General features: G+C 69.2%; 26 protein-coding genes and 2 pseudogenes. 15 read left to right on the forward strand and 13 right to left on the reverse strand.

Annotated elements, in window-relative coordinates; all coding sequences use genetic code 11:
* Positions 1–353: 353 nt before the first annotated feature.
* On the reverse strand, positions 354–521 hold the full coding sequence (locus ACSUPT_RS29115) for a hypothetical protein (RefSeq protein WP_436946285.1): 168 nt from the start codon (positions 519–521) through the stop codon (positions 354–356).
* Positions 522–636: 115 nt separating this feature from the next.
* The gene (locus ACSUPT_RS29120; RefSeq protein ID WP_436946286.1) at positions 637–930 is read right to left on the reverse strand and encodes a hypothetical protein; all 294 of its coding nucleotides are present in this window, start codon (positions 928–930) and stop codon (positions 637–639) included.
* A gap of 154 nt (positions 931–1,084) precedes the next feature.
* Between ACSUPT_RS29120 and ACSUPT_RS29125 the strand changes: the two genes are divergently transcribed.
* From ACSUPT_RS29125 to ACSUPT_RS29135, 3 genes are all read left to right on the forward strand, one after another.
* On the forward strand, positions 1,085–1,651 hold the full coding sequence (locus ACSUPT_RS29125) for a hypothetical protein (protein WP_436946287.1): 567 nt from the start codon (positions 1,085–1,087) through the stop codon (positions 1,649–1,651).
* Complete coding sequence (locus tag ACSUPT_RS29130) at positions 1,648–4,296, forward strand: Helicase associated domain protein (protein ID WP_436946288.1); 2,649 nt, start codon at positions 1,648–1,650, stop codon at positions 4,294–4,296. The genes ACSUPT_RS29125 and ACSUPT_RS29130 overlap by 4 nt, the downstream gene beginning before the upstream one ends.
* A gap of 296 nt (positions 4,297–4,592) precedes the next feature.
* Entirely contained in the window at positions 4,593–5,495 is a 903-nt protein-coding gene (locus ACSUPT_RS29135; RefSeq protein WP_436946289.1) for a hypothetical protein, read from the forward strand.
* 372 nt (positions 5,496–5,867) lie between these two features.
* Here ACSUPT_RS29135 and ACSUPT_RS29140 read toward each other — a convergent pair whose 3' ends face one another.
* Entirely contained in the window at positions 5,868–6,638 is a 771-nt protein-coding gene (locus tag ACSUPT_RS29140; RefSeq protein WP_436946290.1) for a hypothetical protein, read from the reverse strand.
* 402 nt (positions 6,639–7,040) lie between these two features.
* On the opposite strand from ACSUPT_RS29140, the gene ACSUPT_RS29145 reads away from it, so the two are divergent.
* The 7 genes from ACSUPT_RS29145 (at position 7,041) to ACSUPT_RS29175 (ending at position 17,149) form a co-directional block, all read left to right on the forward strand.
* Positions 7,041–7,718, forward strand: coding sequence for a TnsA-like heteromeric transposase endonuclease subunit (locus tag ACSUPT_RS29145; RefSeq protein ID WP_436946291.1), 678 nt, complete (start codon positions 7,041–7,043; stop codon positions 7,716–7,718).
* A 62-nt stretch (positions 7,719–7,780) separates the two neighbouring features.
* Positions 7,781–9,880, forward strand: a complete 2,100-nt coding sequence (locus ACSUPT_RS29150; RefSeq protein ID WP_436946309.1) for a transposase — start codon at positions 7,781–7,783, stop codon at positions 9,878–9,880.
* Positions 9,874–10,932, forward strand: coding sequence for a TniB family NTP-binding protein (locus ACSUPT_RS29155; protein ID WP_436946292.1), 1,059 nt, complete (start codon positions 9,874–9,876; stop codon positions 10,930–10,932). The genes ACSUPT_RS29150 and ACSUPT_RS29155 overlap by 7 nt, the downstream gene beginning before the upstream one ends.
* A gap of 17 nt (positions 10,933–10,949) precedes the next feature.
* Positions 10,950–14,306: a Helicase associated domain protein gene (locus ACSUPT_RS29160; protein WP_436946293.1), complete on the forward strand. Its 3,357-nt coding sequence runs from the start codon at positions 10,950–10,952 to the stop codon at positions 14,304–14,306.
* Positions 14,307–14,468: 162 nt separating this feature from the next.
* On the forward strand, positions 14,469–14,660 hold the full coding sequence (locus tag ACSUPT_RS29165) for a hypothetical protein (RefSeq protein ID WP_436946294.1): 192 nt from the start codon (positions 14,469–14,471) through the stop codon (positions 14,658–14,660).
* 84 nt (positions 14,661–14,744) lie between these two features.
* Complete coding sequence (locus ACSUPT_RS29170) at positions 14,745–15,140, forward strand: type II toxin-antitoxin system HicB family antitoxin (protein ID WP_436946295.1); 396 nt, start codon at positions 14,745–14,747, stop codon at positions 15,138–15,140.
* 401 nt (positions 15,141–15,541) lie between these two features.
* Positions 15,542–17,149: a Helicase associated domain protein gene (locus ACSUPT_RS29175; protein WP_436946296.1), complete on the forward strand. Its 1,608-nt coding sequence runs from the start codon at positions 15,542–15,544 to the stop codon at positions 17,147–17,149.
* Positions 17,150–17,496: 347 nt separating this feature from the next.
* Here ACSUPT_RS29175 and ACSUPT_RS29180 read toward each other — a convergent pair whose 3' ends face one another.
* Positions 17,497–17,715, reverse strand: a complete 219-nt coding sequence (locus tag ACSUPT_RS29180; protein WP_436946297.1) for a hypothetical protein — start codon at positions 17,713–17,715, stop codon at positions 17,497–17,499.
* 666 nt (positions 17,716–18,381) lie between these two features.
* Between ACSUPT_RS29180 and ACSUPT_RS29185 the strand changes: the two genes are divergently transcribed.
* The 4 genes and pseudogenes from ACSUPT_RS29185 (at position 18,382) to ACSUPT_RS29200 (ending at position 20,998) form a co-directional block, all read left to right on the forward strand.
* Complete coding sequence (locus ACSUPT_RS29185; RefSeq protein WP_436946298.1) at positions 18,382–18,972, forward strand: thermonuclease family protein; 591 nt, start codon at positions 18,382–18,384, stop codon at positions 18,970–18,972.
* Positions 18,973–19,580: 608 nt separating this feature from the next.
* Positions 19,581–19,718, forward strand: coding sequence for a hypothetical protein (locus ACSUPT_RS29190; RefSeq protein WP_399218523.1), 138 nt, complete (start codon positions 19,581–19,583; stop codon positions 19,716–19,718).
* 76 nt (positions 19,719–19,794) lie between these two features.
* Positions 19,795–20,315: pseudogene (locus ACSUPT_RS29195) on the forward strand (DUF6233 domain-containing protein).
* 125 nt (positions 20,316–20,440) lie between these two features.
* Entirely contained in the window at positions 20,441–20,998 is a 558-nt protein-coding gene (locus ACSUPT_RS29200; protein ID WP_351968072.1) for a hypothetical protein, read from the forward strand.
* Here the strand turns inward: ACSUPT_RS29200 and ACSUPT_RS29205 are convergent.
* The 9 genes and pseudogenes from ACSUPT_RS29205 to ACSUPT_RS29245 all read right to left on the reverse strand — a co-directional run bounded on the left by ACSUPT_RS29205 (position 20,977) and on the right by ACSUPT_RS29245 (position 24,693).
* Positions 20,977–21,273 (reverse strand): hypothetical protein, encoded by a 297-nt coding sequence (locus ACSUPT_RS29205; protein ID WP_351968073.1) that lies wholly within the window; start codon positions 21,271–21,273, stop codon positions 20,977–20,979. The genes ACSUPT_RS29200 and ACSUPT_RS29205 overlap by 22 nt on opposite strands.
* 131 nt (positions 21,274–21,404) lie before the next feature.
* Positions 21,405–21,713, reverse strand: coding sequence for a hypothetical protein (locus ACSUPT_RS29210; protein WP_399218522.1), 309 nt, complete (start codon positions 21,711–21,713; stop codon positions 21,405–21,407).
* A 319-nt stretch (positions 21,714–22,032) separates the two neighbouring features.
* The gene (locus tag ACSUPT_RS29215) at positions 22,033–22,191 is read right to left on the reverse strand and encodes a zinc finger domain-containing protein (RefSeq protein WP_436946299.1); all 159 of its coding nucleotides are present in this window, start codon (positions 22,189–22,191) and stop codon (positions 22,033–22,035) included.
* 70 nt (positions 22,192–22,261) lie between these two features.
* Positions 22,262–22,825 carry an AAA family ATPase gene (locus ACSUPT_RS29220; RefSeq protein ID WP_436946310.1) on the reverse strand — a complete coding sequence of 188 codons (564 nt, stop codon included), beginning with the start codon at positions 22,823–22,825 and terminating at the stop codon, positions 22,262–22,264.
* Entirely contained in the window at positions 22,822–23,052 is a 231-nt protein-coding gene (locus tag ACSUPT_RS29225; RefSeq protein ID WP_436946311.1) for a DUF6042 family protein, read from the reverse strand. The genes ACSUPT_RS29220 and ACSUPT_RS29225 overlap by 4 nt, the downstream gene beginning before the upstream one ends.
* Positions 23,042–23,305: pseudogene (locus ACSUPT_RS29230) on the reverse strand (DUF6042 family protein); the annotation flags it as partial. The gene ACSUPT_RS29225 and the pseudogene ACSUPT_RS29230, both read right to left, overlap by 11 nt.
* Positions 23,306–23,611: 306 nt before the next feature.
* Positions 23,612–24,202: a hypothetical protein gene (locus ACSUPT_RS29235; RefSeq protein WP_436946300.1), complete on the reverse strand. Its 591-nt coding sequence runs from the start codon at positions 24,200–24,202 to the stop codon at positions 23,612–23,614.
* Position 24,203: 1 nt separating this feature from the next.
* On the reverse strand, positions 24,204–24,458 hold the full coding sequence (locus ACSUPT_RS29240) for a GNAT family N-acetyltransferase (RefSeq protein WP_399218520.1): 255 nt from the start codon (positions 24,456–24,458) through the stop codon (positions 24,204–24,206).
* Between the two features lie 46 nt (positions 24,459–24,504).
* The gene (locus tag ACSUPT_RS29245; RefSeq protein ID WP_399218519.1) at positions 24,505–24,693 is read right to left on the reverse strand and encodes a hypothetical protein; all 189 of its coding nucleotides are present in this window, start codon (positions 24,691–24,693) and stop codon (positions 24,505–24,507) included.
* Between the two features lie 442 nt (positions 24,694–25,135).
* Here ACSUPT_RS29245 and ACSUPT_RS29250 point away from each other — a divergent pair, with 442 nt between their 5' ends.
* Complete coding sequence (locus tag ACSUPT_RS29250) at positions 25,136–25,912, forward strand: hypothetical protein (protein WP_436946301.1); 777 nt, start codon at positions 25,136–25,138, stop codon at positions 25,910–25,912.
* The last annotated feature ends 149 nt before the right edge of the window (positions 25,913–26,061 follow it).

Consider the following 26,061-nt stretch of genomic DNA (forward strand, 5'->3'; position numbering starts at 1 on the left):
CCGCGGAGCGGGTCCCATCGCGCTGCGCGCGATGCAAGCGAACACCCGTGCTGCGCACGGGTGTTGCGCTCCCGCTCCGCGGGAGCGCTGGCTGACCGCTCCGCGGTCAGCTCACCCGGGTTGCTGCGCAACCCGGGTGACGCTCCGTCCGCTGCGCTACCGGAGCGGTGCGGTGGCGTAGCCACCGCGGTGCCCTGCGCTGCGCTCCGGTCACCGTGTGGCGCTTCGCGCCGTGAAGGCCGGCCCCGCTGTGCGGGGCCGGCCAACGGGCCTGCGGCCCAAGCGGCAGCAAGAGTGGGGGTGTGACTGTCTCTTCGGCTGGCCTCTGCGGACTTCTGGCGCTTGACGCCTGGTCAGCGTCTGCGGGACCAGGCGCTGCCGATTCCCGCAACGTGCAGGGCCAGTGCGGTCAGCCCGAGGAGCATGACGTTGACTGACGAGAATGTGTGATTGGTGCTGATCTCGGTCGCGTTGATGAGGAATGCGATGAAGAACAGCACTGCCGCGACTATGCCGAGCATGACAAGCCCCTCTCGTAGGAAGTGAAGCCCGTATGCCCGGCCAACGCCCCCACAGACGTGGGCGGCGCCTCCGAAAGTGGTCTAGCCGGCCCGTGCAGGCAGACTGGCGGGGTCCTCAGGCGTGGGCGTGGCGGGTGCTTGCCGCCTTGTGCGAGGCGGCGTGATGCGCAGGCCGGCCTGTCGGGGGGACTGCGAGACGCCGCAGGGACAGGGTGGCGGTGGTGAGGAGACCGGTGAAGACGGCCAGGAGGAGGACGGACACCCACATCTGCCGGCTCCCGGGTGCCTGCCAGCCGGTCCAGGCGGCGGATGCCGCCCACAGCAGGACGCCCACGGCGTAGAAGGAGCGGACGCGGTGCAGCTGCCGCACGGCCCGCAGGAACTGGATGCGTTCGGTGTTCGGTGCCATGCGGGGCCGTGTACCCCCGATGTGCCCCGACCATCAGGGCGGAAGGAATCCTGTGTGGTGGCTTGCCGGGGCGTCGTGGACGTCTGCACCCCTATTGTGATGCAGCATGTAGCATTGGAGTCATTCAGGGACACCCGGTGGGGAGCGGTTTTGCGTGTTGATCTACGAGTATCTTCCGCATGAGCTTGCCCGCCTCGGGGTCGTCGCGAAAGCCGCCGGACTCGATGACCGTCGGGTGGCGACGCAGGTACGCCTTGCGCAGGAGCGTGCCGGGCGGGCGCGGATGCTCCCGGTTGAAGTGCATCACTTGAGTGAGCTGTTCATCGCGGAGATGCAGCGGCTGCAGTGGGAACGGATCGCCCAGCTCATGGAGAAGGAGCGGATGGCCGCGTACCAGCCCTCCCGCGACTCGCGTGCCATCCGCTATGAAGAGCAGCGTCTGCAGCGGCTGATGACAGATGTGGCCGAGGCCGAGCAGTCCGGTGTCACGGGTCCGCAAATCTGTCGGTATCGCGTCTACCGGGTCGGTGCTCGGCCCACCGCCGGCTGCTCCAGCCCGGACGCACCGGCTCCCGTCGTCCACCTGATGGCGCCGTCAGCCGACGCAGCGGCCGAGCGGGCCTGGGCCATACACGGCAAGGACGGCGGCCTCTACCAGCGCGGTGGATACCGGATCGCTTCCGTCGAACAGGTCCTTCCCGAGCCGGGAGAACTCTTTTGATCCAGCTCCGAGAACACCAGATTCAACAGAAATCGAGCTTCCGGAAATGGGTCGGATTTCCTGCAAGATCCTCTGTGCCGCCGGAGGGGGTGAGGGGCACGATCGTGTCCGCGACCGGATCGGGCAAGACCATCACCGCCGCCGCGTGCGCGCTGGAGTGCTTCCCCAGCGGCCGGGTCCTCGTCACCGTGCCGACCCTGGACCTGCTCGTGCAGACCGCCCAAGCATGGCGCCTGGTGGGACATCGTGCGCCCATGGTCGCGGTGTGCTCGCTGGAGAACGACCCGGTGCTCAACTCGCTGGGGGTGCGTACCACCACCAACGCGATCCAGCTGGCGCTGTGGGCCGGGAAGGGGCCGGTGGTCGTGTTCGCCACGTACGCCTCCCTCGTGGACCGCGAGGACCCGGAAGACCCGTTCCGCCAGCGGACGGTGCGCGGGCCGCTGGAGGCCGCTCTGGCGGGCGGGGAGCGGCTGTACGGGCAGCGGATGGCCCCGTTCGACCTGGCGATTGTGGATGAGGCGCACATGACGGCCGGGGACATGGGCCGGCCGTGGGCGGCGATCCACGACAACGCCCGCATCCCCATCGACTTCCGGCTCTACCTGACCGCCACCCCGCGCATCCTCGCCGCGCCCAGCCCGCAGCGCGGCCGGGACGGACGGGAGCTGGTGATCGCATCGATGCAGGACGACAGCGCCACCTACGGCACCAGGATTTTCGACCTCGGGCTGGCGGAGGCGGTGGAACGCTCGATCCTCGCGGGCTTCGAGATCGATGTACTGGAGATCCGGGACCCCGACCCGGTCCTGGGGCTTTCGGAGGACGCGCTGCGCGGCCGGCGCCTGGCGCTGCTCCAGGCCGCGCTGCTGGAGCACGCGGCACAGATGAACCTGCACACCGTCATGACCTTCCACCAGCGGGTCGAGGAAGCCCGCGCCTTCGCCGAGCAGATGCCGTCAACCGCTGCGGAGCTGTACGCCAGCGAAGCTTCAGACGCCGCCCTGGCCGACGCTGAGGAACTGCCCGTCTCCTCCATCGAGGCCGAGCTGTACGAGCTGGAGGACGGCCGCCACGTGCCCCCGGACCGGGTGTGGGCCGACTGGCTGTGCGGCGACCACCCCATCGCCCACCGGCGCGAGGTGATCCACCGGTTTGCCAACGGCATCAACGCCGAGAACCGGCGCGTACACCGGGCCTTCCTCGCCTCGGTACGGGCCCTAGGGGTCGGCGTCGACATCACCGGACTGCGCGGCGTGGAAGCGGTGTGCATCGTCGGCTCGCGCAGCTCACAGGTCGACATCGTCCAGAACATCGGGCGGGCGCTGCGCCCGAATCCGGACGGCACGGTGAAGACGGCGCGGATCATCATTCCGGTCTTCCTGCAGCCCGGGGAGGACCCGAAGGACATGGTCGCCTCCGCCAGCTACCAGCCTCTGGTCGACGTCCTCCAGGCGCTGCGCTCGCACTCGGAGCGCATGGTCGACCAGCTCGCTTCCCGAGCTCTGACCCGCGGCACCGAGCGTCGACGCCTCCACGTCCGCCTCGCAGCGGGAGCCGACGGCGGCGACGGTGAGGAGACGAGCGAGGCGCAGCAGGAGGTCGACCGGGTCACCTCGATCGTGGTCAACTTCGCCTCCCCCCGCGACGCCGCCGACATCGCAGCCCTGACCCGCTGCCGCGTCATCCGCCCTCAGTCCCTGGTCTGGCTGGAGGGCTACCGGGCCCTCATCCGGTGGCGGAAGGAGAACGAGATCACCGGTCTGCACGCCGTCCCCTACGACGTTGAGGTCGAAGTGGGCGTGACGAAGGACTTCCCCCTGGGGCGGTGGGTGCACCAGCAGCGCAAGGCGCTGCGCGCCGGAGAACTCGACCCCCACCGCAAGGAACTCCTCGACGAGGCCGGGATGGTCTGGGAGCCCGGCGAGGAAGCCTGGGAGAACAAACTCGCCGCGCTGCGGTCCTACCGGCGGGCCACCGGGCACCTCGCACCCCGCCAGGACGCCGTCTGGGACGACCCGGCCGGCGGCGTCCCGGTGCCGATCGGGCAGCACATGGCCAACCTCCGCCGCAAGGACGGCCTCGGCAAGGACCCGGAGCGGGCCGCCGTGCGTGCGAAGCAATTGGAGGCGATCGACCCGGACTGGAGCTGCCCGTGGCCGCTGGACTGGCAGCGGCACTACCGCGTCCTCGCCGACCTCGCCGCCGACGAACCAGGCGGTGTGCTGCCCGACATCGCCCCCGGCGTGCGGTTCGACGGCGACGACATCGGACGATGGCTCCAACAACAGCGCAAGCCAGGCATCTGGAAACTGCTGTCGACCGAGCAGCAGGAACGGCTGACCCAACTGGGCATCAAGCCGCTTGCGGCGCCGTCTCCCACCCCGGCAGCCACGCGCGCGACGAAGGGCACGAGCAAGGCGCAGGCGACGTTCCAGCGGGGCCTCGCAGCCCTCACCCAGTGGATCCAGCGCGAGGGCGTCCAAAGGCCAGTGCCGAGGGGACACGTCGAACGCGTCGTCATCGACGGCCAGGAACACCACCACAAGCTCGGCGTATGGATCTCCAACACCAAGACCCGCCGCGACAAACTCGCTCCCGAGCAACTCGACGCACTACGAGAGCTGGGCGTGGAGTGGGCATGACGCCACCGTCCGGCCGTGGCGCCGGCCTGTCGCAGTGCCTGGGGGCTTGGTGCTGTTATCGCCGGCCAAGCAGTTCCGCAACTAAGAACCTGATCACCGAGGTGACAACGTGAGGGCGTGCATAGCGTTGATGCGCGAGTAGTGGGTTCGGGAGACACCGTATGGCGCTCGGTTGGCGCCCGAAGATGCGCGGACTGGGATCGCCGGCCTTGGGAAGTGCCAGGTCGACCACGCCCTCGGAGCCAGGGACGAAAGCCGCGTTCGACCGTGGTCCCGACAGGCTTAGAGTCCAGCCCATGGATGCGGAAAAGCTCAAGCTCTCCTCTCAGAGGTGGATGACAGCGGCGCTCACGGCGTTCGCCCAGGGGGCCGACTCCCACGACTTCGCCGTTCACCACGCCGGGATCGCAGCCGAACACCTGCTCAAGGCCTACCTCTCATCACTTCACCCGGCGCTAATAGTCGAAGCTAAGGACTTCGACTCGCTGCTCCATGCCACCGGCCACGGCACGCACGCGTCCGCTCCGGCAAGCCGTGCGAAGACTATCGGCCTGGTCGAAGCACATGCCCGAGTGCACAAGATCCTTCGTAAGCAGATCCCGGTCGATCAGCGGGCCCTGCTGCCGGTCGCGAATGCCCGCAACGGCGTCGCGCACAGCGGCATCCATGACATCGCCGGGGTCCAGACCGTATTCACCACCTGTCTTCGACTGATCGATCCGTTGCTCACCGAGTTGGAGATCGACCCGAAGGTCTACTGGGGGAGCTATGTCTCGCTGCACGACAGGCTGATTGAGGAACAGGTCAAGGCCGTCCGCATACAGTTGGAGGGCAAGCTCGCCAGGGCGCGAACTCTTTTCGAGCAGCGCTACGGACACTTGGCACCGAAAGAGCGTGAGATTGTCCTGGCTACGATCACGCGGCAGTCGCCGAGATACATGGAGCACGACGAAGAGACGCCATGCCCGGCCTGCGGCTCGAAGGGCTGGCTCATGGGCGACACCCATATCGACGAGACGAACGAGCCCGTCGTGGTCTTCACGCCCTATGTCTTCGCCTGCTCCGCCTGCGACCTCGATGTCGAAAGCGAGGAACTCTGGGAACTCGGAGACCTTGCTGAGGAAGTCGTCCTCGACGTGACCCTGGACGAGTTCTATGTGAACTGGGAGCCCGACGAGGATCTCTACAGAGACAGGTGACCTGCCCCGCCCTCCGCGCCTCCGTTGTCGTGGGGCGCGGCCGGGGATGGCCAGCGGCGTGGGATGGTGACCCGGCGCTCCGCCAGGACGATGCCGGTCGCCGGGCTCGACTTCATGTGCCGAGGTCGTGGTCTGCGCTGCACGGCAGGGCGGGAACGAAACGGCCAAGGGGCCGGACAGAGTCTTGCTGTCCGGCCCGGTTGTCGTCGGTCAGCCGAAGCCGAGCGTCTCCTCCACGGCCGAGCCGGCCGGGGCCGGGCCGGCTCCGACCGCTGGGCACTGCCTGGGACTGGACGTCTAGTAGGCGTGGCGCCGACGCCGCCCGGCCGGGACCGGATGTACGGACTCCCGGCGTGGGAGCCCTGGGGTGGGTCAGGGGGCCGTGGCTCTGGCCGTGTACCGCGCCTGGACATGCCGGAGGAGAGCGTGGGTGTGGTCGGTCAGTGGCCGGTGTTGGCTCTCATCGATGACCAGCGCCATCAGGTAGTGGTCGGGGCCCCCTCGTACGGCGTCGCGTGGCAGGGAGGCGCGAAGGTTGGGCCAGTAGCGGCCGTGGGCGAATCCTGACGCGGCTCGCCAGGCGGCGGTGACCTGCCGGGGCTCCAGGCCGATGCCGGCGGCGGCCTCCGCTATCAGTTTCCCAGCTTCCGGCTTGGCGAGTCTGTCGTGGATGCCCAGCGACACAGCAAGGTTTTCGATCTCCTGGACGCGCTCCCGTCCCGTCTTGCCGCCAGGTCCCGGCGCATGATCCGTGTCCTGCTCATGCTGAGCGCGGTTTCGCATGTCCTCGCGCCACAGCCGCAGGCTCCGGTGTCGACGCTCGGTGCGGTCGTTGCCTCCCAGCAGCCAGGCAGCCGTGGCGAAGTTCTCCAGGGCGCCGCGCATCAGCGTCCAGGGACTGGTGGGGTCCACCTCCCCGTGCAACACGATCCTGCGCAGCGCGTCCGCATGCGCCACCCCCGCCGTGAACGATGCCCGGATCAACGTCGACGCCGAGTAGGTGCCCAGCGGCGCGTCGTCTGCGGCCAGACTGCTTGAGGGGTGGGCTGCCGGAAGCTGCTGGTACGCAGCCTCGCCACGCAGACTCTCCACATCGGCAAACAGTGGCTGCAGGTACGCGAACTTGAACCGGGGCGGTGTCATGACCGGCATGTTAGAGTCGGCCACTGACACTCGAACGGGGCCGGATGAGGACGCGGCAGGGCTGATCACCCGGCACGCGAACGGCGGCTCGGCGATGGCCCCAGCTGGCGTGGGCTGGGCAGCAGCGAACCGGGCTTACGCACGCCCGGCCCGACATCACTGTGCTCGACTTGCTCCCCGCAACGGCGCGGCAAGACGGCGGGCAGGCGGGTGCTCAGTGCGCGGTACGACTACATAGCCAGGTCCGGGACGCGCACGGCGCATGCCGTGTGGCCATTACCTGATGGGATGCTCGTCGGTTGAAGGTGCATGTGGCAGCAAGGCTCTTCGGCGCACCCGGCGGTCGCTGATCCCTGTCGATACAGCGCCCGTTTCCTGGATCCATACGGTGGAGAACAGCGGATGCCGTGGGGCGAAGCCGCTCGTGTCGTCCCTCTGGAGGAATGCGGTCCGGTACGCCCGTTTCCCCTGCGATCTGGCCGTCGTTTCGCACCGGGCTGGTGGTGGTCGGCCACCACCGGGCGGCTGGTGCACTACGGGTCGGGTGTCATGCGCACCCAGGTGATGCTGCTGGACCGTGATCCTTCGGTCATGGCGATGGCATGCCGCCCTGTAGAGCTGTCCTGGCGGGGCTCTGATGGGACCGGGGTGTCGCATGCGCCGCATCTGATGGCGCGGTTCAGCGACGGCGGCGGTCTGCTGCTCGACTGTGCCGGGCGAGGGGAGATCTCTCCCCGGCTGGCACACCGTGCTGCCGTCATGGCAGCGGCGGCACGTGCGGTGGGATGGCAGTACAGGATCGCCTCGCCTCCCGAACCGGTTGTCGCTGCCAACCTGGGCTGGCTGTCGGGATACCGGCACCCTCGCTACCGGGACACCACGCTCATCGAAAAGGCGGTGCAGGTCTTTGCCCGTCCTCGGCCGCTGATCGAAGGAGCACGTGGCCTCGGAGACACCATCAGGGTTCTCCCAGCCCTCTTCCACGCCCTATGGACCGGAGCGCTGTCAGCTCCGCTGAACGAACCCTTGTATGAGCGGGTGCCCGTGACAGCAGGCCCGGGCGAGCGGGCGTCTGCGTGACGGCGGCAGTACTTGAGGTGGGGAGCCAGGTGCGGTTCGAGGACCGCTCTTGGACGGTGGTGATGCTCGAAGGGGCCCGTGTACGGCTGGTCGGCTCGGACAACTCCACGGCGACGGTGCTGGTGAGCTATCTGTTCGCTGCTCCTGACTTCGAACTCCTAGGAGCGCCCCGCCGCCAGGTGCCTCCGTTCGGGCTCCTGGAGGAACTGCCTGTTCAGGCACGCGAGCGGGCTGAGGCCTGGGAGCGGCACGTGCGCGAGGTGGAGACGGGCCTTCCTGTGCCGGGGCAGGGCGGTGTGCCGCGGGCGGAGTTTGATCCGGCGCAGCGGACTGTGGCGGAACGGGAGGAGGCCAAGGCGGCGGAGTTGACCGCGGCGGGGCAGCCGACGAGTGCGGTGACCGTGCGGCGGATGCGGGCCCGTTACCGCGAGAAGGGGCTGTGGGGGCTGGTCGACCAGCGCGCGGCGCGTAGGCGTTCTGTGGTGGGACGGGCCGATGAGCGTGTGGTCGCTGCGATCACTCAGGTGCTGGAGGCGCAGCGGGAACGCTCCAGTGGCACGCTGAGCCGGCTGCGGCGCATGGTCGGGTGGGTTCTGGAGGAAACCTATGGTCCTGGCGTGGTGCAGGTGCCGCCGGTGACGACGTTCAACCGGCTGGTGCACGCGCTCGCCGACGGCCATGGACTGCTGGGGTCGGCGGCGCAGCAGCGGCGGCGCACGTCGCGGCCGGCGCCTCCGTTCACCCTGACTGTGGCGCTGCGGCCGGGTGAGCTGGTGATGCTGGACAGTACGCCGCTGGACGTGCTGGTGGTGCTCGCCGACGGGGTGACGGGGGCGGTCGAGTTGTCGATCGCGTTGGACGTGGCAACGCGCAGTATCTGTGCTGCGGTGGTGCGTCCGGTGGGCACAAGATCGGTCGATGCGGCGGTTCTGCTGGCGCAGATGGTCACGCCCATGCGGATGCGCCTGGGGTGGGAGACGGCGCTGGAGATGTCCCGGTCAGTCATCCCCTATGAGCGGCTCGTGGCGCTGGATGCGCGGCTGGAAGGGGCAGCGGCCCGGCCGGTGATCATGCCGGAGACGGTGGTGGTCGACCAAGGTGCGGTATTTGTCTCCCATTCCTTCATTGCCGCGTGCGAGAGCCTGGGGGTTTCCATTCAGCCCGCGCCGCCGGCCAACGGCCCGGCCAAGGGCCATGTGGAGCGGACGTTCCGCACTATCGGGGACCGGTTCTCCCAGTACGTGGCCGGCTACAGCGGCTCGGATGTCACCCGGCGCGGCACGCGCGTTGAGGACGAGGCGTGCTGGACGCTTGCGCAGGTGCAGGACCTGCTGGATGAGTGGCTCGTCACCGACTGGCAGCACCGCCCGCACACGTCGCTGCGCCATCCGCTGGCACCGAAGCTCGCCCTCTCGCCGAACGAGATGTGGGGCGCGCTCGTGGGAGTCACCGGCTATCTCCCGGTGCCGCTGAGCGCGGACGACTACATCGAGCTCATGCCCATCAAGCGGGTGGCCATCAACGACTACGGCATCCGCTTCGACTACCGCACCTACGACCACAAGGTCCTCAATCCGCACCGCGGGGACCCGTCGGGCGCACCGGACAGTAGATGGGAGGTGCACCACAACCCCTACGACCCCAATCAGATCTGGGTGCGGCTGCCCACCGGGTGGGAAGAGGTGCCGTGGATCCACCGCGGCTGTGTCAGCCTGCCCTTCACCGACTTCACCTGGCAGCACATCCGTGCCGCAGTCGAGCGCCGCAGCGACCGCGTCGAGCACGAGCGGCAGCTCGCCCAGGCCCTGGACCGCCTCCTGCGGCGTGCGAGCAACGGTGCCGGGACTCGCCGCGAGCAGACGGTGGCGGCGCGCGCCAGCGCCGCAGCGTCCCTGGCCCAACCAGCCTCACCGCCTGCAGTCCCGAACCCTGTGGCCGCTCCGACCCTCTCCTACGGCCTGGTGGGCGCCTTTGCCCCGATCGAGGAAGAGGATCAGCAAGAGGAGGCAGGGTTCGAGGACGGCTGGGACGAGGACGACGACCTGCTGCCCGGCCCCGCTGACGCCGATGCGCCTGCCGGAGGCGAACAGCCGCAGTCCTCAGCCAAAGTTCCGCGTCCCTCTCGGATCTATGACGCCTACCAGGAAGCAGCACAGTGGTGACAGATGCCCCTGCCGACAGCGCCCTTCACGACGGCGCGAGGGCTGCGGCGTACGCGCCGCCGACCACGCGGGACGGCTGGCAGCAGTTCGTCGCCACTCCCCCGCTGCAGCCCCATCCGGCCGCAGACGAGGACTGGTCGCTGGAGGAACGGCTGGACTACCACTCCCGGTTCGTGGTGCTAACCACCCCGGCCATGGAACGCATCTCCCTGTCGCTGCGGCGCCTGATGCTCCTCAACCGCCGCCAGCAGGGCACCGCACGCCGCGGCCTGATCGTCTCCGGACCGCCCACCACCGGCAAGACCACCACCCTGCTGGAAATGGGCCGCACCTTCGAACTCGCCGAGCAGCGCCGGCACCCCGGCCGCACAGACCGCCTGCCCGTGGTCTTCCTGGCCGTGCCACCAGCCTCCACACCCAAGATGCTGGTCAGCGAATTCGCCCGGTTCCTCGGCATCCCCATCGCCACCCGCATGAACCAAGCACAGATCACCGACGCCGTCTGCCACCTGCTGTGCCAGTTGGAGACGAAGCTGGTCCTCGTGGACGACGTCCACCTGCTCGACACCCGCACCCGGTCCGGCGCGGAGACCTCCGACCAGATGAAACACCTCGGCGAGCGCATCCCCGCCACCTTCGTCTACGCCGGAGTCGACGTCGAAGCCTCTCCCCTGCTGACCGGGCCGCGCGGCGCCCAGCTCGCCGGCCGCTTCACCCTGATCCGCAACACCGCGCTGCCCTGCGCCACCGAAGAGCAGCGCGAGATCTGGCGAGCTCTGGTCACCGACATGGAACAAGCCCTGCACCTGCGCCACCACACCCCGCAGACCCTGACGCGGCACGCCGACTACCTCCACCAGCGCACCGGCGGCGTCATGGGCAGCCTCTCCCACCTCATCCGGGAAGCCGCCCTGACCGCCCTGCTCGACGGCAGCGAGAAGATCACCAAGAAGCTCCTGGCCGGCATCCAGCTCGACATCCGCGCGGAACAGCAAGCCCACCCACCCCGAAAACGCCTCCCGCGCCCGCGCAGCCACAACACGGGATCCTGACGGAGGTCGGAGCGGCGGTGACGAAGACCACCAGCGGGCGGCAGGCGCAGCCACTACAGAGCGAGCAACCCGAACTCTCGGGGCACGCAGGGGCTTTGGGTGCGGTGCGGGTAGCGCCGCTGCACGGTGAGACGACGCTGTCGTACTTGAGCCGAGTCGCCTCCCGCTACCGGCTCACGGCCAAAGAACTCATCGGCGCACTCGTGGACGTGGGACGGCGTCCCAACCTCTTCACCGTGCGACCCGACGGCGAAGTCGTCTTCAACACCGAGGCCCGGGCCATGGTCGCCGCCTTCTGCCGCATGCCCGAAGAACACCTGCGCCATGCCCTACCGGCCTGGGACCGGGAGGTTCCCTCAAGCAGGCTGGGGAGCGGGCCGGCCGCCTGGGTCCGCACCGCCGCCACGATCCCGCCGACCGGCCCCGGATGCCGGGCCTGCACCGCGAGGGCCACACAGGGCCGGGAAGAAGCACGCCACTACCTCCTGCCGCACGCACGGGTCTGCGTCAAGCACCAGTGCTGGATGCTCGAAGCCCCCGTCGTCGACGGAGCGACGGCGGGCCCCGGGCAGCTGGACGTGCGGCACGTGCCGCAGATCGCCGCGGCCCAGCGCCGTCATGTACGACTGCTGCGGCGCAGCCCGCACGCCGGCGAAGCGTTCGCTGTGGCGCAGGCGGTTACGGCTTCGTGGTGGGACGAGGTCTGGCCGGAAGAGACCCTCTGGCCCGAACGGCTGCGGTCGATGGCCTTGGGTAGCGGCCTCGCCTGGCGCGTAGCGGCGCGGGATGCGGTGACCTATCCGGAAGCCGTCACGCTGGCCGCCGTACTGGCCGATGCGGGGGTGCAGCAGCAGCTGCTCGACGAGGCGGGCCGGCATCAACCGCACTCGCTCGCCGATGTCCCTCGCCTCGTCGGCGAACTGGCCCGGCGTCTTGAGCGGCCGTGGATCGCCGACCGCCTCACTGTGGCCACGACAGGGCCGCTGAACGCCTGGGTGCGCGCCTGCGTCCGCAGCCAAGCCGGACACAGACCGAAGACGCAGAGCATGTGGCGTATCTCCCCACCTCACCGGCCCACCCCGGTTTCCCAGCTCCTGGCGGACAGCAGTGACCGGGGCGAGACAGCCGTGCAGCCCGAGCCTGCGTCGCTCCCAGACAGCACCGAAGACGCGGCCCGGGGGTTTGCGCGTGGGCTGCGCCATGCTCGTGCCTACGCCGCCGAGCACAGCCACCTGTGCGCGCCCAACACGGTGCAGAGGGAAGGCTTCGCCGTCGGCCTGTGGCTCGCCAACCAGCGGGCCGCAGGACCCGAACTCGCTCCCGAACGCGCCGCTGCCCTCGCCGCCCTCGACCCGTGGTGGAATCCACCCTGGAACCTGTGGTGGCAGCGCATCTACCACCGCGCCAAGGCACTGGTGAAGGCCGGGCAGCCGCTCACGCCCGAACACGGATTCCCCGGCACCACGGAGAACCTCGGCACCTGGCTCTACGAGCAGTGCACCAGCTACAGCAGCCTCCACCCCGGACAGCAGCGTCTCCTCGCCGACCTCGGCATCACACCGGAACGCGCCCGCGACGCCATGCCCCGGCGCCGGGATCTCAAGGCAGCCCGGCGCACCGCCCTGGACCATGCCCGCGCCTACGCCGACGAGCACGGCCACCTGTGCGCTCCCACCTCCGCACGCCACGACGGCTTCGCCGTCGGCAAATGGCTGCACAGCCAGCGGGTGCGCGCCCGTCGCGGCCAGCTCGACCCCGCACTCAACCAGGCGCTGACCGACATCGACTCCTGGTGGAGCCCGCCCTGGCCCACCGACTGGCAGCGCGAGCACCACATCGCGCACGCCGCCGTCACGGCCGGCGCCCTCCTCGACCCTGAAGCCGGGTTCCGGAACTTCGATGACCGCACCGGGCAGTGGCTGTACGCCCAGTGCGTCAACTACCGCCTTCTCCAGCCCGGCCAGCAGCGCCTCCTCGCCAGCCTCGGTCTCACCGAACCCGTCGCGGGCACCGCCGTGCCCCACCCGGCAACCCAGCACCCGGTTATGGAGACCGGCCTGTACTACGCCCGCACCTGGGCAGCCGGGCATAAAAGCCTCGACCTTCCCCGCACCGCTCAGCACGGCGGCTTCCCCCTCGGCCGCTGGCTGGCCCAACAACGCCACCAGGCCAACCTCCACCGCGAACTCTTCGACACCCCCTGGCCGCACGAGGAACACCTCGCCCGCATCGACCCGTACTGGAACCCGCCCTGGGGCATGAAATGGCAACGCCGCTACCAGGCCGCCCGCACACAGCTCACCCCCGGCCAAAACCTCGCCCCCGAGGAGGGCTTCCCCGGCACACCGGACTGGACCGGACAGTGGCTCTACAACCAGTGCGCCGTCTACGACGACCTCCACCCCCGCCAGCAGCACCTCCTCGCAGACCTGGGCCTCACCGCCGAAGGCGCCCGTGCCGCCCGGCCCCGCCGCGTCCCCCAAGCCGCAGCCTTCGCGGCCGGTCTCGCCCACGCCCGCGCCTGGGCCCAGGAGCACGGCAACCTCGCCGTCCCCCAACCCGCCCGCCACGACGACTACCCACTGGGCACCTGGCTGGGCACCCAACGCCGCCGCGCCAGCCGAGGAAAACTGCCCGCCGACCGCATCAAAGCCCTGGAAGCCATCGATCCTCACTGGAACCCGGCGGGAGGACTGCGCTGGCGCCAGGCCTACCTCACCGCCCGCACCCACACCACCGGCCGCTCCCTGGCCACCACGGCCGACCTCGACGCGCTCCCAGCCGCCACAGCGAAATGGCTGTTCACCCAGTGCTCCAGCTACGACAGCCTCCACCCCAAGCAGCAACAGCAGCTCGCCGGCATCGGCCTCACCAGCGAACGGGCCCGCGCGCTGGCGCCACCACCGAAACCTCCCCGACCAACCCGCCCAGCCCGCCCGCGGCTGAAGAACCCGCCCTCCGCCTTCGCAGCCGGCCTGCCCTACGCCCAAGCCTGGACCGCCCAGCACGGCAACCTCACCTCAGCCGACTACCGCACCGAACACGACGGCTTCCCCCTGGGATGGTGGCTGTACAAACAACGCCGAGCCGCCCACGCCCACGTGAAACGAACCGGCCGGCCCTGGCCCCACCACGACCAACTCGCCGCGCTTGACCCGTGGTGGAACCCACCCTGGCGAGCCACCTGGAACCACAGCTGGCACCAAGCCCACACCCACCACACCACCGGCATGCCCTTCCCCAACCAGACCACCAAATGGATCCGCACCCAACAACGCGCCTGGGAACAGCTCCACCCCCACCAACACCACCTGATGACCACCATCGGCATCCACGGCCCCACACCCCTGCACCGCTACAACAGCCGCCCATAGGTACGAGCTCGATGTCCTCACAGCTGATGAGCCGCTTTCAGCGCAGCACAGGTGCCCAGCGAGTCCCGGGGCAGTGGGCTAGCAGTAGGGCAACCTGCAGCCGGCCGCCGCGCTTTGTCGCATCAGATAGACAGAGTTTGTCGCCTTCAGTAGACTGCCAAGGTGCAGAAACGAGTACTGCTCCGGGAACTGCGGCGAATCGCCGCCGGCAAGGGGGCGGATCTCGTACTCGCGAGACAGGGAGCGCGCCATGAGGTCTACACCTTGCAGGGCGTACACCTCCCCATCCCGCGACACCGCGAGATCGCCGAAGGGACCGCCGAAGCTCTGATCAAGGCGGCGGAGGGAGCGTGATCGACCGGGGGGCCGAGGAGAAGTCGGCCCCCCACCGATCAGGATCCTACGACTTCGGCGAGGCATACAGGAAGGGAAGGAGAAATGGCCGATAGGACAACATACAAGGCGATCGCGAACAATGACGGCTCGCACTGGGTTGTGACAATCACCGACCTACCGGAAGGCTTCGTCGGGGTCACTCAGGGCCGTACATGGAGCGAGGCACGCAGGATGGCTACCGACGTGGTAGCGACACTGCTAGAGATCCCCGAAGAGTCATTCGAGGTCGTGATGCGACCGGCCGATCCCGCCATGGCCGACGCAATCACAACGGCCGAGAAGGCCCGGAAGGAAGCCGAAGAAGCCTCCAAGGCCGCCGCCGAGGCTCTCGCCGCCGCCGCGCGCACCCTGACCATGAAGGCCACGGTCAGGGACGCAGGCGCCATGCTCGGCGTCTCGCACCAGTACATCGCCAAACTCGCACCCAAAAAGGGCTGATCCTTACTCGCTCGCACCACAGTGCCCCGCCAGTCCCCAAGGACTCGCGGGGCACTGCCCTGCACTCTCAATACCGCCCGACATGCGCCCGTCGGCAAACAACAGCCACCAGCTCCCTGCCAACGACTCGCCTCCACACCGCTGTAACAGCCACCCACGGAACATGACCACCCAGCCAAATACCTGATCAATCACAGCCCCGACGGGAGGTCCCCGGACGATCCGCGCAGGCCACAGACCCCACCCCTGCTCACCAACGCACACAGAACCATGATCAACACAGCCCGAACAAGAAGCTGCGACCTGACCAGCTGACTGATCAGCCCAGCTAAGCCATCTCCCACCCGATCAGATCAACCCGACGACGACATCAGGACCCCGTCGTCACGCCCGAGCGGCTGATGGGCCCTGAGCGGCGCGAGGAGGAGGTGCGCGGGCAGCGGCTCGGGGCGCTGCAGGCGGCGCTGCTGCACGCGATGGCGCAGCACGGGTTGCAGACGTGCATCACGTTCCACCACCGGACGATGGAGGCGCAGGCTTTCGCGGAGGGCCTGGAGGCGGTGGCGGGGAAGTTGCACGCGAACGAGCCCGAGCGGTATCCGAAGCGGATTTGGGCGGACTGGCTGTGCGGGGAGCATCCGGCGGAGCGGCGGCAGGGCGTGCTTGGCGAGTTCGGGTCGACGGCGCGGCGGGCAGTGTTGTCGAACTGCCGTGTGCTGGGTGAGGGTGTCGATATTCGGGCGGTGGACAGTGTGGCGTTGCTGGACCCGAAGGGTGCGCCGCATGACATTGTCCAGGCGATTGGGCGGGCGCTCCGGCAGAAGCCGGGTGAGGGGAAGCTCGCGTCTTTGCTTATTCCGGTGTTTCTTCCGCCTGGTGAGAAGCCGGAGGATATGTTCACTTCGGGTTCGTACAAGCCGCTGGTGAAAGTTCTTTCCGGTTTGCGGGCTCATGATGAGGAGGCGGTGGAATTGCTGGCGATTCCGCAGGAGCCGCAGAAGCGGGATGTGGAGCCGTCGGTATTCATCGGTACGCCGCCCGAGGAGGGGGAGGAGGAATCCCGTCTGCTGCTTCGTTTTGCCGCTCCTCGTGATCCGGCGATGGTCGCTGAGTGGGTGTCGTTCAACGTGATCGATACGGAGCGGCAGGACTGGGCGCGCGGCTGGGCGAAGCTCAAGGAGTACGTGCAGCGGGAGGGGCACGCTCGGGTGCCCTACGGTCACCGGGAGGGTGCCTACCCGTTGGGGCAGTGGGTGGCGGAGCAGCGGCGGGCGTACGGGGCCGGGGAGATGAGCGGGCAGCGCGCGGCCCGGCTGGAGAAGCTCGGGATGGTGTGGTCGGTCGCGGACGAGCGGTTCCAGGAGAACCTGGAGGCCGCGAAGGCGTACTACGAGCAGCACTGGACGCTGTGCGCGCCGAAGGCCGCGGTGGCGCTGGACCGGCCGGTGGGGCAGTGGCTGGCGAACCTGCGGCGGCCCGGCGCCCTGGAAGGCCGGCCCGAGTGGCGGGCGGCGCTGGAAGCGATCGATCCGGACTGGCGTCCGGCGTGGCCGGTGGAGTGGCAGCGGGCCTATGCGGCGGTACGGGAGCTGTTGCACGACGAGGACGGCCAGGCCGTGGTCCTGCCCGGTGTCACCGTGCACGGGATGGACCTCGGGCGGTGGCTGGAGCGGCAACGGCGGCCCGAGGTTTGGGGGGCCCTGGCGGACGGACAGCGCGAGCGGCTGGAGGCCCTGGGTGTCACCCCGCTCCCCCAGGAGACTCAGGAGGGGCCCGGGCAGGGCCGTAAAGGGGCCGTAGGCGGCTTCGAACGGGGTCTCGCGGCCCTGGAGCAGTACAAGGCGCGGGAAGGGCACCTGAAGGTCCCCAGGGGCCACGTAGAGACGTTGCCGGACGGGACGGAGGTCAAGGCGGGGGTGTTCCTGTCCAACAGCAAGACCCGCCGGTCCAAGCTAACCGCCGACAAGCTCGCCGCGCTCGCCGGCCTCGGGCTGGAATGGGCCGTATAAGCACGTACAGGTACGCGATGCGAGGCTGGCTGCCCTCGCGAAACTCGACACGGCCGCCAACCAGCTCGCCCTTTCTGGGCGAGGAGGCTCCCGTCGCGGTGAGCGAGCCGGGGGTCTGGGCGAGCATGCAGTTCCGTTCCGGGCGGCGGCACGCCACGAACGCGCAGCAGGTGGAGGACGACCCATCGAGCGGAGCTGGCGAGGAAGGTCGCCGGCGTGCTGGAGGGGCCGCGGCCGGCCACCGCGTGACGGTGGGGGTCGCAGCGTCGCTACACGGTGCGACCCCCGAGCCGGGCCCCGGGGACGTCATGGCTGATCCCCGGGGCCCGTGGCTGTCCGGGTACGGGTCAGTTCTGTGCGGGCGCCGTGGTGACGCCCCATTCAGCGGCTTCGGCATCGGTCAGGAGCAGCACCTGCGTCGGGTGGGCGCTGCCCCCCCCCCCCTGCACGACGTGGACACGGCCGGGGTGCGTGTTGTCCTCCGGGGCGGGCCTGGCCTGCGGGGCGAGCCGGTTCCAGGTCCCGGCGGTGACCCGCCCCAGGATCACGGTGGACTTGAAAACCAAGATGTTCCGCCCCTTGTCCCAGGCGTGCTGCGCTTCCTTAAGCCCGCGTCTTCCTTAATAGCATTGATCCAGTCCAGGACTACTCCCGTCCGTATCCAGAAGGCCCTCCCGTTAGCCAAAATGGAATGGCGGACGGCAAGGAGTAGCGCATTCCACGGTACGGTGCTTTTAAGCCAAGCGGCTGGCATACAGCTGATCAGCGCCTCCCGCACAGCGGGGAACCCCAATCCCGTAACCCGCCAAAAGGCGGCCGGACAGGGCCAGTGCTGTACTGGTAACACAGCACTTTCCATCCTGGAGGGCGCCATGTGCCCTTCTCCGCCTCCCGATGAGAACGCCTGGCGTGATCAACAGTGGCAAGCCCGCTCGCGGAGCCCGCACGGCCCCAGAGATCCCAAGCGCCTCAAGCACCCCTGGATCACCACAGTCCTGGTCATTTTCGGTCTTCTCTTGGGCCTTGGCGGTCTCGGGGCACTGCTTGATGATGGCCAGGAGCGCACCTCCGGCACGACTGAGCCGACACAGACATTCACGACTCAGCCGTCCGACAAACCCCGAAGCGACTCGCCCACAGATGCGACGAAGCCGCCTGCCGAGCCGCCCGACAGCCCCGCAGCCACGCCGACCACAAAGCCGAAGCCGCCCTCGACAGCTACAGCGGACGGGGTGGTGCTCCGCATCATCGACGGTGACACCCTCGAGGTGCGCGGCGACGGTCGTATCCTGCCCAAGGACACCGTCGCCCGAGTACGACTTCTGGAGATCGACGCTCCGGAGCGCGGTGCCTGTTTCGCCGACAAGGCCACCACCCGCACGACCACGCTCCTGCCGCCGGGCAGCCGTATCCGGGCCGAACGCGACGTCGAACTCACTGACCGCTATAACCGGTACCTGCTGTACGTATGGAACGAACAGGGCACGTTCGTCAACGAGAGCCTCGTTCGCACTGGTCACGCCGAAGCGGTCCTCTATCCACCCAACGACAAGTACTGGACCAAGATCTCTGACGCCGAAGACCACGCCCAGCAGACCGGAGCCGGCTTGTGGACCGCCTGCCCCGAGCGGCCCGACACCTCTAGCACTCCCCCCGACTCCCCCGCTCCAGAAACCCCAGCACGCCCAGATCTCCCAGACGGGCCCCCCGCTGGTGTCCCTGACGTGGACTGTTCGGACCTGTCGGGCCCCGTCTGGGTCGGCCCCGACGACCCCCATCGCCTTGACCGAGACGGTGACGGTATCGGCTGCGACGCCGATTGACCTGCCCGCAGGGGGACGGCCACGGCCGACATGAGGCCGTGGTGGCGGCGCGGCAGCGCGGCGCCGCGGGGGGCGACCGTGCTGCGGCGGGGAGCGCGTAGACGGCGGCCCGACGGGGACGCTGCGGCGGGATGGAGCAGAAGGGGACCGCGGCGACGGGACGGCGGGGCGGCGGGCCCGCGGCAGCATGACTGTGAAGCGGCAGGACGCCGGCGCCGCACCGATCGTGCGGAGCGGGACAGCTGCAGGCGGCACCGACAACAGGGTTATTCACGTCACTTCGGAGCCGTGCGGTCGTTGGACAGCGGGAAGCCGTTCCGGGCCCCGGGGATGTCATGGCTGATCCCCCGGGGCCCGTGGCGTGTCCGGCACTCGGTCAGTTCTGGGTGTCGTCCGGGTCGGTGAACCAGGTCACCGCGTCGGCGTCGGTCATCCAGATCGCCTGCGTCTCGTGAACCCCGCCCTGCTGGATGCCCGCGGCCAAAGTGCGTGCTCGGCCTCGAGGAGGAGCCATCACTGGTCCAGCGTCTCGTCTTCCAGGACGGAGACCGGGCGATGGCCGCCCGGTACGTCAAGAAGGCGTCGGCAGCGAGGCGGGCGCGGCACAGATGGCGCAGACGTTCGCGTCGCTGGCGGCCGCCGCCCGGATGGAGCGCCTGGACTGGCGTATGCGGGTGCTGGGCGACCAGCTCGGCGACGTGAAGAAGGCGATGGACGGTTTTCGCCGCAAGCTGCCCGAGCGGTGACGTCGTCCATCAAGCTGGCAGCGGCGGTGCTTACCGTGGGGTCGTGACCACACCCTCCGACGACGCGGCCCGGCCGGTGCCGGTGCGGGTCGTGCTGCCCGCCGACCCGGTACTCGGGTACCCGGAACAGGAGGTCGTGGCGCGGCTGTGGAGGCGGCCTCAGACCGAGACGGGGTGGGTGTACCTCGTGGGGTTCCCGTCGTACCGGGACCTCGAGGACGGCGGGGTGGAGGCGGCGGAGTACCGGGTGTGGGTCCGGGCGCCCGACCATGTGCGGCCGGTCGACGGCGTCGACTACGACCAGGTCCCCACCGAGCCTCTTCCGTCGGCTCCGCCGACGTCGGTGGTCCGCGAGGTCCTCGGGGAGCGCCGGCCTCGGGCTGGGTCCTGGCGAAGGTCCGCGAGGGGCGGGGCCCGGCCCGGGGCGTGCTGCACGCGTCGGACTGCGAGGAGGCCCCGCAGGACGCGCCGCTGCTCGGTGTGGAGCAGGCGCTGAACGTGGCGGAGAACCCGGGGACGCGGCTGTGCACGCTGTGCGGGTGCGCTCAAGAGCTGACGCCGCTGCTGCGCGGCTTCGATCAGATTTCCGACTGCTGACGCCCGGGTCCGGCCTTCCGCTCACTCGTAAGGATCATCGCTCCGGTTCCTCGGACGTCTGCTTCCCCGTGCTCGTACGGTCCGCTCGGACGCGGCCGTCCGGCCCGCCTGGAGGGGAGCAGACCATGACCGACGTTGCCGCCGAGTCTGGGGAGACGGACGAGCCTGGGGAGAAGCTGGACTGGGACGAACGCTGGGTGAAGCTGCTGGAGCGCATCGACCCTCACGCCGCGTTGGTGCTCGCGGCGCTGGGCGGTTTGGGTCTGCTGGCCACGCTGGGTGTGACCGGAACCCAGTTGCACGACTGGCTGGAGCGGGATCAGGGCCTGCGCGGCGCTGCCGTACCGGTGACCATCCTTCTTCTGGGCGGGATCGTCATCTGGTCGGGGTTCCTGCCGTTCCGGACGGATCGGCACCTCGTGATCGACGCTCCGGTCCTGACCGCGTACGGGATCGTCTTCTACGGCGTGCACTGGGGCATGATCCCCGCCGTGCACCCGCAGACCGTCTCGTGGTGGGTCTGGCACACCGTGCTGGTCACGCTGCTGTGCACGCTCCTGCCGGCCCTGCCCGCCGCGGTCGCCGCCCTGATCGACAGGAGCCCCGATCCCGCCCCGGCGGCCCAGCAGACCGAAGGCAGGCCGAGCGGCGCCGGTGGGCGTCAGGGCGTGTCGCCGGAGTAGTAGAAGCGGCAGCTGATGCCGGGGCCGGGCGTACGGGGTTCGCCGGGCCGCGGGTCGTACAGGGCGCGGCCGCCGGGCCACCGGGAGAGCTCGGTGGTCAGGGCGACGCCGTCGTCGACTTCCTCGGTGCGCCAGCCGTGGATGTCCAGCAGCAGGCCGTCCAGCGGGCCGCCGACCAGTTCGGCGTAGGTCCGGTGCGGGAGCGGGCCGGGGTTGGGATGGTCGTGGTCCTGGCCGTAGACCCGGCCGCGCAGCAGCTGCTCATCTCCGTTCATCTGGTCAGCCTTTCAGTCGCAACCGACAACGCGGTCCGGGCGGCCGGCCCCGGGTGCGAGGGGTTCCTCTTTCCCACGGTTACTGCGTGGGAAAGACACCTCATGCGGCTAGCAGGTCAAGTTGACCTTGGTCAGCCAGCTGCGAAGGCGGCCAGCAAGGTGTCCGCTCGGACTTCCAGTTCGGGCGTCAGGTGGCCCTTCACGGCCAGCCTGACCTCATCGCCGCCGACCGCGCGGGCAAGGCGAATCTCGACCTGTCGATGCTCGCCGACCAAGGGATACGAGTACCAGCCGTCGGTCCGCTCGTCGTCGGTCGCCTCAAGCGCCAGTGCCACCGTCTCCCAGTCGGTGGCATCGAAGCCGTAGCCCACGTAGTGCGACAGCAACTCCAGGAACGACCGCAGATTGCGTTCCCAGATCCACCCACCGACCTCTGCCATGGCTCCCCCTCAGTGCTCAGGAGGACAGCCTGTCATGAGCCGGGGCCTCATTGATCAGCCAGCTGCGGTGGGAGGAGGGAACGCGATGGACGCGTCGAAGGTCACCGGTTCTGGAGGCAGTGGTGAAGTTGGCCGAGCATGCGGTTGAACAGGTGCCGCAGGGCTCGGGCATGCCAGTCTCCGGCCTCACGTCGGCGCCGGTAGTGGGCATTGGCGGCGAGCTCCTGGGCCTCGATGCTCTGGAATTACGGCCCTGCAGACAGCGACGCGTGCCTTTTCTTCGGGGCCGCCGGGCCCGCTGTCACGCTGGGGTCCTGCATCAAGCAGTGCGGCAGGCCCGCCCTGCGGCTGCCTTGCAGGTCGGGCATTCGACGCGGCGCTTCCACGAGCGCACGAGATCCATCTCGGCATCGGAGCGGAGGTGGCGTCGCCACTCGCCGCCCCACGCGATGCTGTCCGATCCGTTCTCCACGCCCATTGCCCCCTGGGTCCGGTGGTGTGTGCCCTCGTCGGTGCCGTGATGATGACCGTACCTGCGGCGGCGCCCCTCAGCGGTCGATCGGGGGAATGCCGTCCAGGCCGCTCCCGGAGAGGATCTGTTGGACCGTGTCGTCCAGGGTGCTGGCCGCGTCGATGACGGTCTCCAGGCCGCCTGGGAGCAGGTCCTTCTCTCGGTACCAGCCGCGTAGGTGGCTCTCGTTGACGTGCGCGAGGTACTCGGCATCTGGTTTCGTCGCGTGCCGGAGCACCGTCTCCTCGAAGGGCACGTGGAGGTAGTAGCACCGGGTGACGCCCTGGTGGGCGCGCACCAGGTTCTGGAGCATCGTGCCGTAGCGGTCGGCGTACAGGATGCCTTCGACGACGACGTGGAAGCCGTTGTCGAGGGCGTAGCGGGCCGTCAGGTCGATCAGGCCGATGTTGGCGCCGCCGGGCCGGTCGCGTTCGCGCAGCGCGATCCGGCGCAGGTTGTCCTGGGCGACGATGGCGAGGTTGCGGCCGAACTTCTCGCGCAGGCCGGCCGCGACAGAGGACTTGCCCGAGGCGCTGTTGCCTCGGAGCACGATCAGGCGCATGTCGCTGGTCCCGACGGTGCCGTGCGCGGCCTCGGTCACCCGCGGCTGACCTGGATGCGGTTGTCGTGGAAGTGCTCCCAGTCCATGACCAGGCGGAAGCGGCGGTGGGCCTGCAGACGCTCCGCGTCGGCCGGCTCCTCGCCGCGCTGGACACGGGCGTCGCCGGATTTCACGAGTTCCGCGAGAGCGAGCGGGGACGTCGTCGACGTCCTGGCCTGTGGCTGCCGCCAGCCGGTCCAGGGAGGTGAGGGCCTCTGCCGGTTCACCCAGATCGTTGACCAGGTGGTCGATAAGGGTGTCGAGGAGCGGGCCGGTGCGCATCGTCCAGCGGAGCTTGTCGAGGCGCTCGGTGAGTTCGGGGTCCAAGGGCACCAGGTCGCCGGGCAGCGGCAGCACGGCCGGCATGGACCATCGGGTGCCGTCCGGCGTCTCTTCGCGGCTGGCTAGGCCCCACGTCAGATAGAGCTCGGACAGGTCCCTCACGGTGGTGGGCACCGGGAAGCCGGCGGTCGTCAGCATGGTGCTGAACTGCTCCCAGCGGGCCGCCTCGCATGTCGCGGCCCTCCGGCGCGGCCTCGTAGTCCCCTTCCTCGTCGGGCCAGGAGAAGGTGAGCGCGCCGTCGAGGTCGCCACCGATCATGTCCAGTGCCCGTCGAAGATTTTTTGCAGAAGGTCGTCCAGGGAGCCGGTGAACCGGGCTGGCTCGCGGTCCCGATCAGCATGGTCAGCGGGAAGCCCTGACGGGGCAGGACGTGCTCCCAGCCCGACACCCACCAGTCGTTGTGCATCGCCATGTCACGACGCGGCCCCGGCACGAGCGGGTTGTCAGTCATCCGCATCTCTTCCTCGAAAACACCTCGATGCTCGCAGCGTACGCAGCGCGACGGGGCAGGTTCTCACGGACGCGCCACCCACGCCTGGTGGGCGGGAGCGACGCGCAGCTGCTCGCGAAGGCGACCGCACAGCACTCCGAACGCGCGTGCGACCCTCCAGGACCTGCAGTCCGCTGTCCGCCAGGTCCAGGAGGCGCCGGTCGATGAGGAGCAGCGGGCGCAGCCACGTCCCGTGCTCTTCCCAGTACCGGCCCACTTCCGGGGGCCGCACCTTGACCCAGTACACCGGGTCGGCGGCGTAGCTCTCGATACAGCCGGCGTCGCTCTCGCCGGTCGGCATGGTGGTGAAGGCCGCAGCCGGGATCGTCTCCAGCTCCCAGGTGATGGCGCACAGATCGACGTCGCCGTAGTCGTCCAAGAAGTGGCCGTTGTCACCGTGGTCGAAGAGGAAGTCCCGCAGGACGTCGTCCGGCCAGTGCAGCAGGGCGGCCAGTGCCGGGTCGGAGCGGAAGCGGTCGAAGCCGAAGCTGAGGCCGCCGTCCCGGCGGCGGGCCATCAGCGGGCCGAGGTCGTTGAGCTTCATGTCAGGCGCCGCTCTCCAGCGCGTACAGCTCGTAAGGGACGGGTCCCGTCTCGGTGTCCCGGCCGGCCATTCCGACGCGGGTGAACCCAGCTTTGGCCAGGGCGCGGCCGGAGGCCGGGTTGTCGGGGTGGTGCATCGCCTCCAGCCGGTTGAGGCCAGCGGTGGTGAAGGTGACCGTGATGACCTGGTGAGCGGCCTCGGTGGCGTAGCCGTGGCCCCAGCTGTCTTCCCGGAGGATGTAGCTGATGGTGCCCATGGCCGGGGTGCGTCGGCGCAGGGCGATCAGGCCGATCAGGTCGCTCTCATGGAGGATGCCCCCAGCTCCACTGGGGGCGGGGCGTTTCGGCGGCTCGAGCGAGAGCCGTACGGATCGTGTGGTGGGCCTGCTTGAGGGTCAGGGGCCTGCCGGTGGTGTGCCGGATGGATGCCCCGCTGTAGATGCGGGTGAGGGCGGGTGCGTCGTCGAGGGCCAGGGCGCGCAGGGTCACCATGCGGCGGTCAGCTCCTTCGCGGTGGGCCGGTCGGCGGGGTCGGGGGCCAGGCACGCGGTGATGGCGTCCTCGAACGCGGGGAAGGGCCACGGCCGAACAACTCGTCGCCGATTTCTGGCAGTTCGCAGCCGACCAGCACTGGACCACCCCCTCCCGGGACATTAACGTCAAAGTCCTGCGGCTTCTCGTCGCCTGGCTCGGTATCGACGCCCCCCTCCTCGAGGCCGACGTCCGCGCCGTCACCAGACTCGGCCCGAACTGGTCAGGACGTCGCGTCGCAGCCTTCCTCGACCAGCGCGGCCTACTCGTTCCCCTGGAGCGGACGGACCCGGATCAGGCAGCGCTCGAACGGCTCCTGCAGGGTGTTCCCGATCACCTGCGGGACGAGGCGGACGCCTGGGTCCGCGTGCTCCGCGGAGAAGGCCGCAAGCCCTCCTTCACGATGAACTGGGTCACCATCCGACGCTATGCGCACTACAACGTCCCGGCCCTGCAGCAGTGGGGCCAGCGGGTCAGCAGTCTCCGTGAGATCACCCAGAAGGACATCGAGGACATACTCAGCAGCCGCACGGGAGAACAAGCCCGTTCGCTCCACGCAAGCCTGCGATCGCTCTTCCGCGCATTGAAACGCGAGCGCGTGATCTTCCGCGATCCAGCCCACGGTGTCTCCGTGGCCTCCACCGTCAACGCACCCCGGCGCATCCCGTCGGACCGGCTCGTGGGTCTGCTGGACAAGGCACCGACCGCGATGGCGAAGGTCGTCGTTGCTCTGGTGGCCATCCACGCGCTGGGGCCACAGGAGATCCGCCATCAGCTCCTGACCGGCCTCGACCGTCCGGCAGGGCGCTTGGTCGTCGGCCGCCGCTTCGGTGATCACGTCGTCTATCTCGACGAACTGACCATGAAGCTCCTGACCGACTGGCTTCGCGCACGGGCTGAGCGCTGGCCCCGCAGCACCAATCCGCACCTGATCGTCACGCAGGTCACCGCGGTCGACCCCAACGGCCCTCCGGTGTCCAAGGACGGGCTGCGGTTGGTGTTCAGAAAGCTCGGTATCCAGCCCCGGAGGCTCCGCATCGACCGGCTGCTCGATGAGGCACACGAAACTGCCGACCCCGTGCACCTGATGCGCGTCTTCGGGATCTCCGACACGACCGCACTTAAGTACGTCAGAGCAGCCCACCCTCACCGATTCGGGCCAGAGCCGACCCAAGCCTGATCGGCAGTCCCGAACCCGGGGTACAGAACTGGCAACCTCGCGTAATCGAGAGTCGCGTATTCCTTGGCCGGTGAGGGCTCGTGGTCACCATGAGTGGGTGTGGGGAGCGTAGCGACTCCAGGTCCCTCCGGCTTCTGCGACGAGGCGGG

Source organism: Streptomyces sp. SudanB25_2051 (assembly GCF_964272635.1).
Taxonomy (GTDB): Bacteria; Actinomycetota; Actinomycetes; order Streptomycetales; family Streptomycetaceae; genus Streptomyces.

Coding starts and splice junctions, on each gene's coding strand:
- ACSUPT_RS29115 (WP_436946285.1), bottom strand. CDS start 521: ATGCTCGGCATAGTCGCGGCAGTGCTGTTCTTCATCGCATTCCTCATC.
- ACSUPT_RS29120 (WP_436946286.1), bottom strand. CDS start 930: ATGGCACCGAACACCGAACGCATCCAGTTCCTGCGGGCCGTGCGGCAG.
- ACSUPT_RS29135 (WP_436946289.1), top strand. CDS start 4,593: ATGGATGCGGAAAAGCTCAAGCTCTCCTCTCAGAGGTGGATGACAGCG.
- ACSUPT_RS29140 (WP_436946290.1), bottom strand. CDS start 6,638: ATGACACCGCCCCGGTTCAAGTTCGCGTACCTGCAGCCACTGTTTGCC.
- ACSUPT_RS29145 (WP_436946291.1), top strand. CDS start 7,041: ATGCCGTGGGGCGAAGCCGCTCGTGTCGTCCCTCTGGAGGAATGCGGT.
- ACSUPT_RS29150 (WP_436946309.1), top strand. CDS start 7,781: ATGCTCGAAGGGGCCCGTGTACGGCTGGTCGGCTCGGACAACTCCACG.
- ACSUPT_RS29170 (WP_436946295.1), top strand. CDS start 14,745: ATGGCCGATAGGACAACATACAAGGCGATCGCGAACAATGACGGCTCG.
- ACSUPT_RS29175 (WP_436946296.1), top strand. CDS start 15,542: ATGGGCCCTGAGCGGCGCGAGGAGGAGGTGCGCGGGCAGCGGCTCGGG.
- ACSUPT_RS29190 (WP_399218523.1), top strand. CDS start 19,581: ATGGCGCAGACGTTCGCGTCGCTGGCGGCCGCCGCCCGGATGGAGCGC.
- ACSUPT_RS29200 (WP_351968072.1), top strand. CDS start 20,441: ATGACCGACGTTGCCGCCGAGTCTGGGGAGACGGACGAGCCTGGGGAG.
- ACSUPT_RS29205 (WP_351968073.1), bottom strand. CDS start 21,273: ATGAACGGAGATGAGCAGCTGCTGCGCGGCCGGGTCTACGGCCAGGAC.
- ACSUPT_RS29210 (WP_399218522.1), bottom strand. CDS start 21,713: ATGGCAGAGGTCGGTGGGTGGATCTGGGAACGCAATCTGCGGTCGTTC.
- ACSUPT_RS29215 (WP_436946299.1), bottom strand. CDS start 22,191: ATGGGCGTGGAGAACGGATCGGACAGCATCGCGTGGGGCGGCGAGTGG.
- ACSUPT_RS29235 (WP_436946300.1), bottom strand. CDS start 24,202: ATGAAGCTCAACGACCTCGGCCCGCTGATGGCCCGCCGCCGGGACGGC.
- ACSUPT_RS29240 (WP_399218520.1), bottom strand. CDS start 24,458: ATGGGCACCATCAGCTACATCCTCCGGGAAGACAGCTGGGGCCACGGC.
- ACSUPT_RS29245 (WP_399218519.1), bottom strand. CDS start 24,693: ATGGTGACCCTGCGCGCCCTGGCCCTCGACGACGCACCCGCCCTCACC.
- ACSUPT_RS29250 (WP_436946301.1), top strand. CDS start 25,136: ATGAACTGGGTCACCATCCGACGCTATGCGCACTACAACGTCCCGGCC.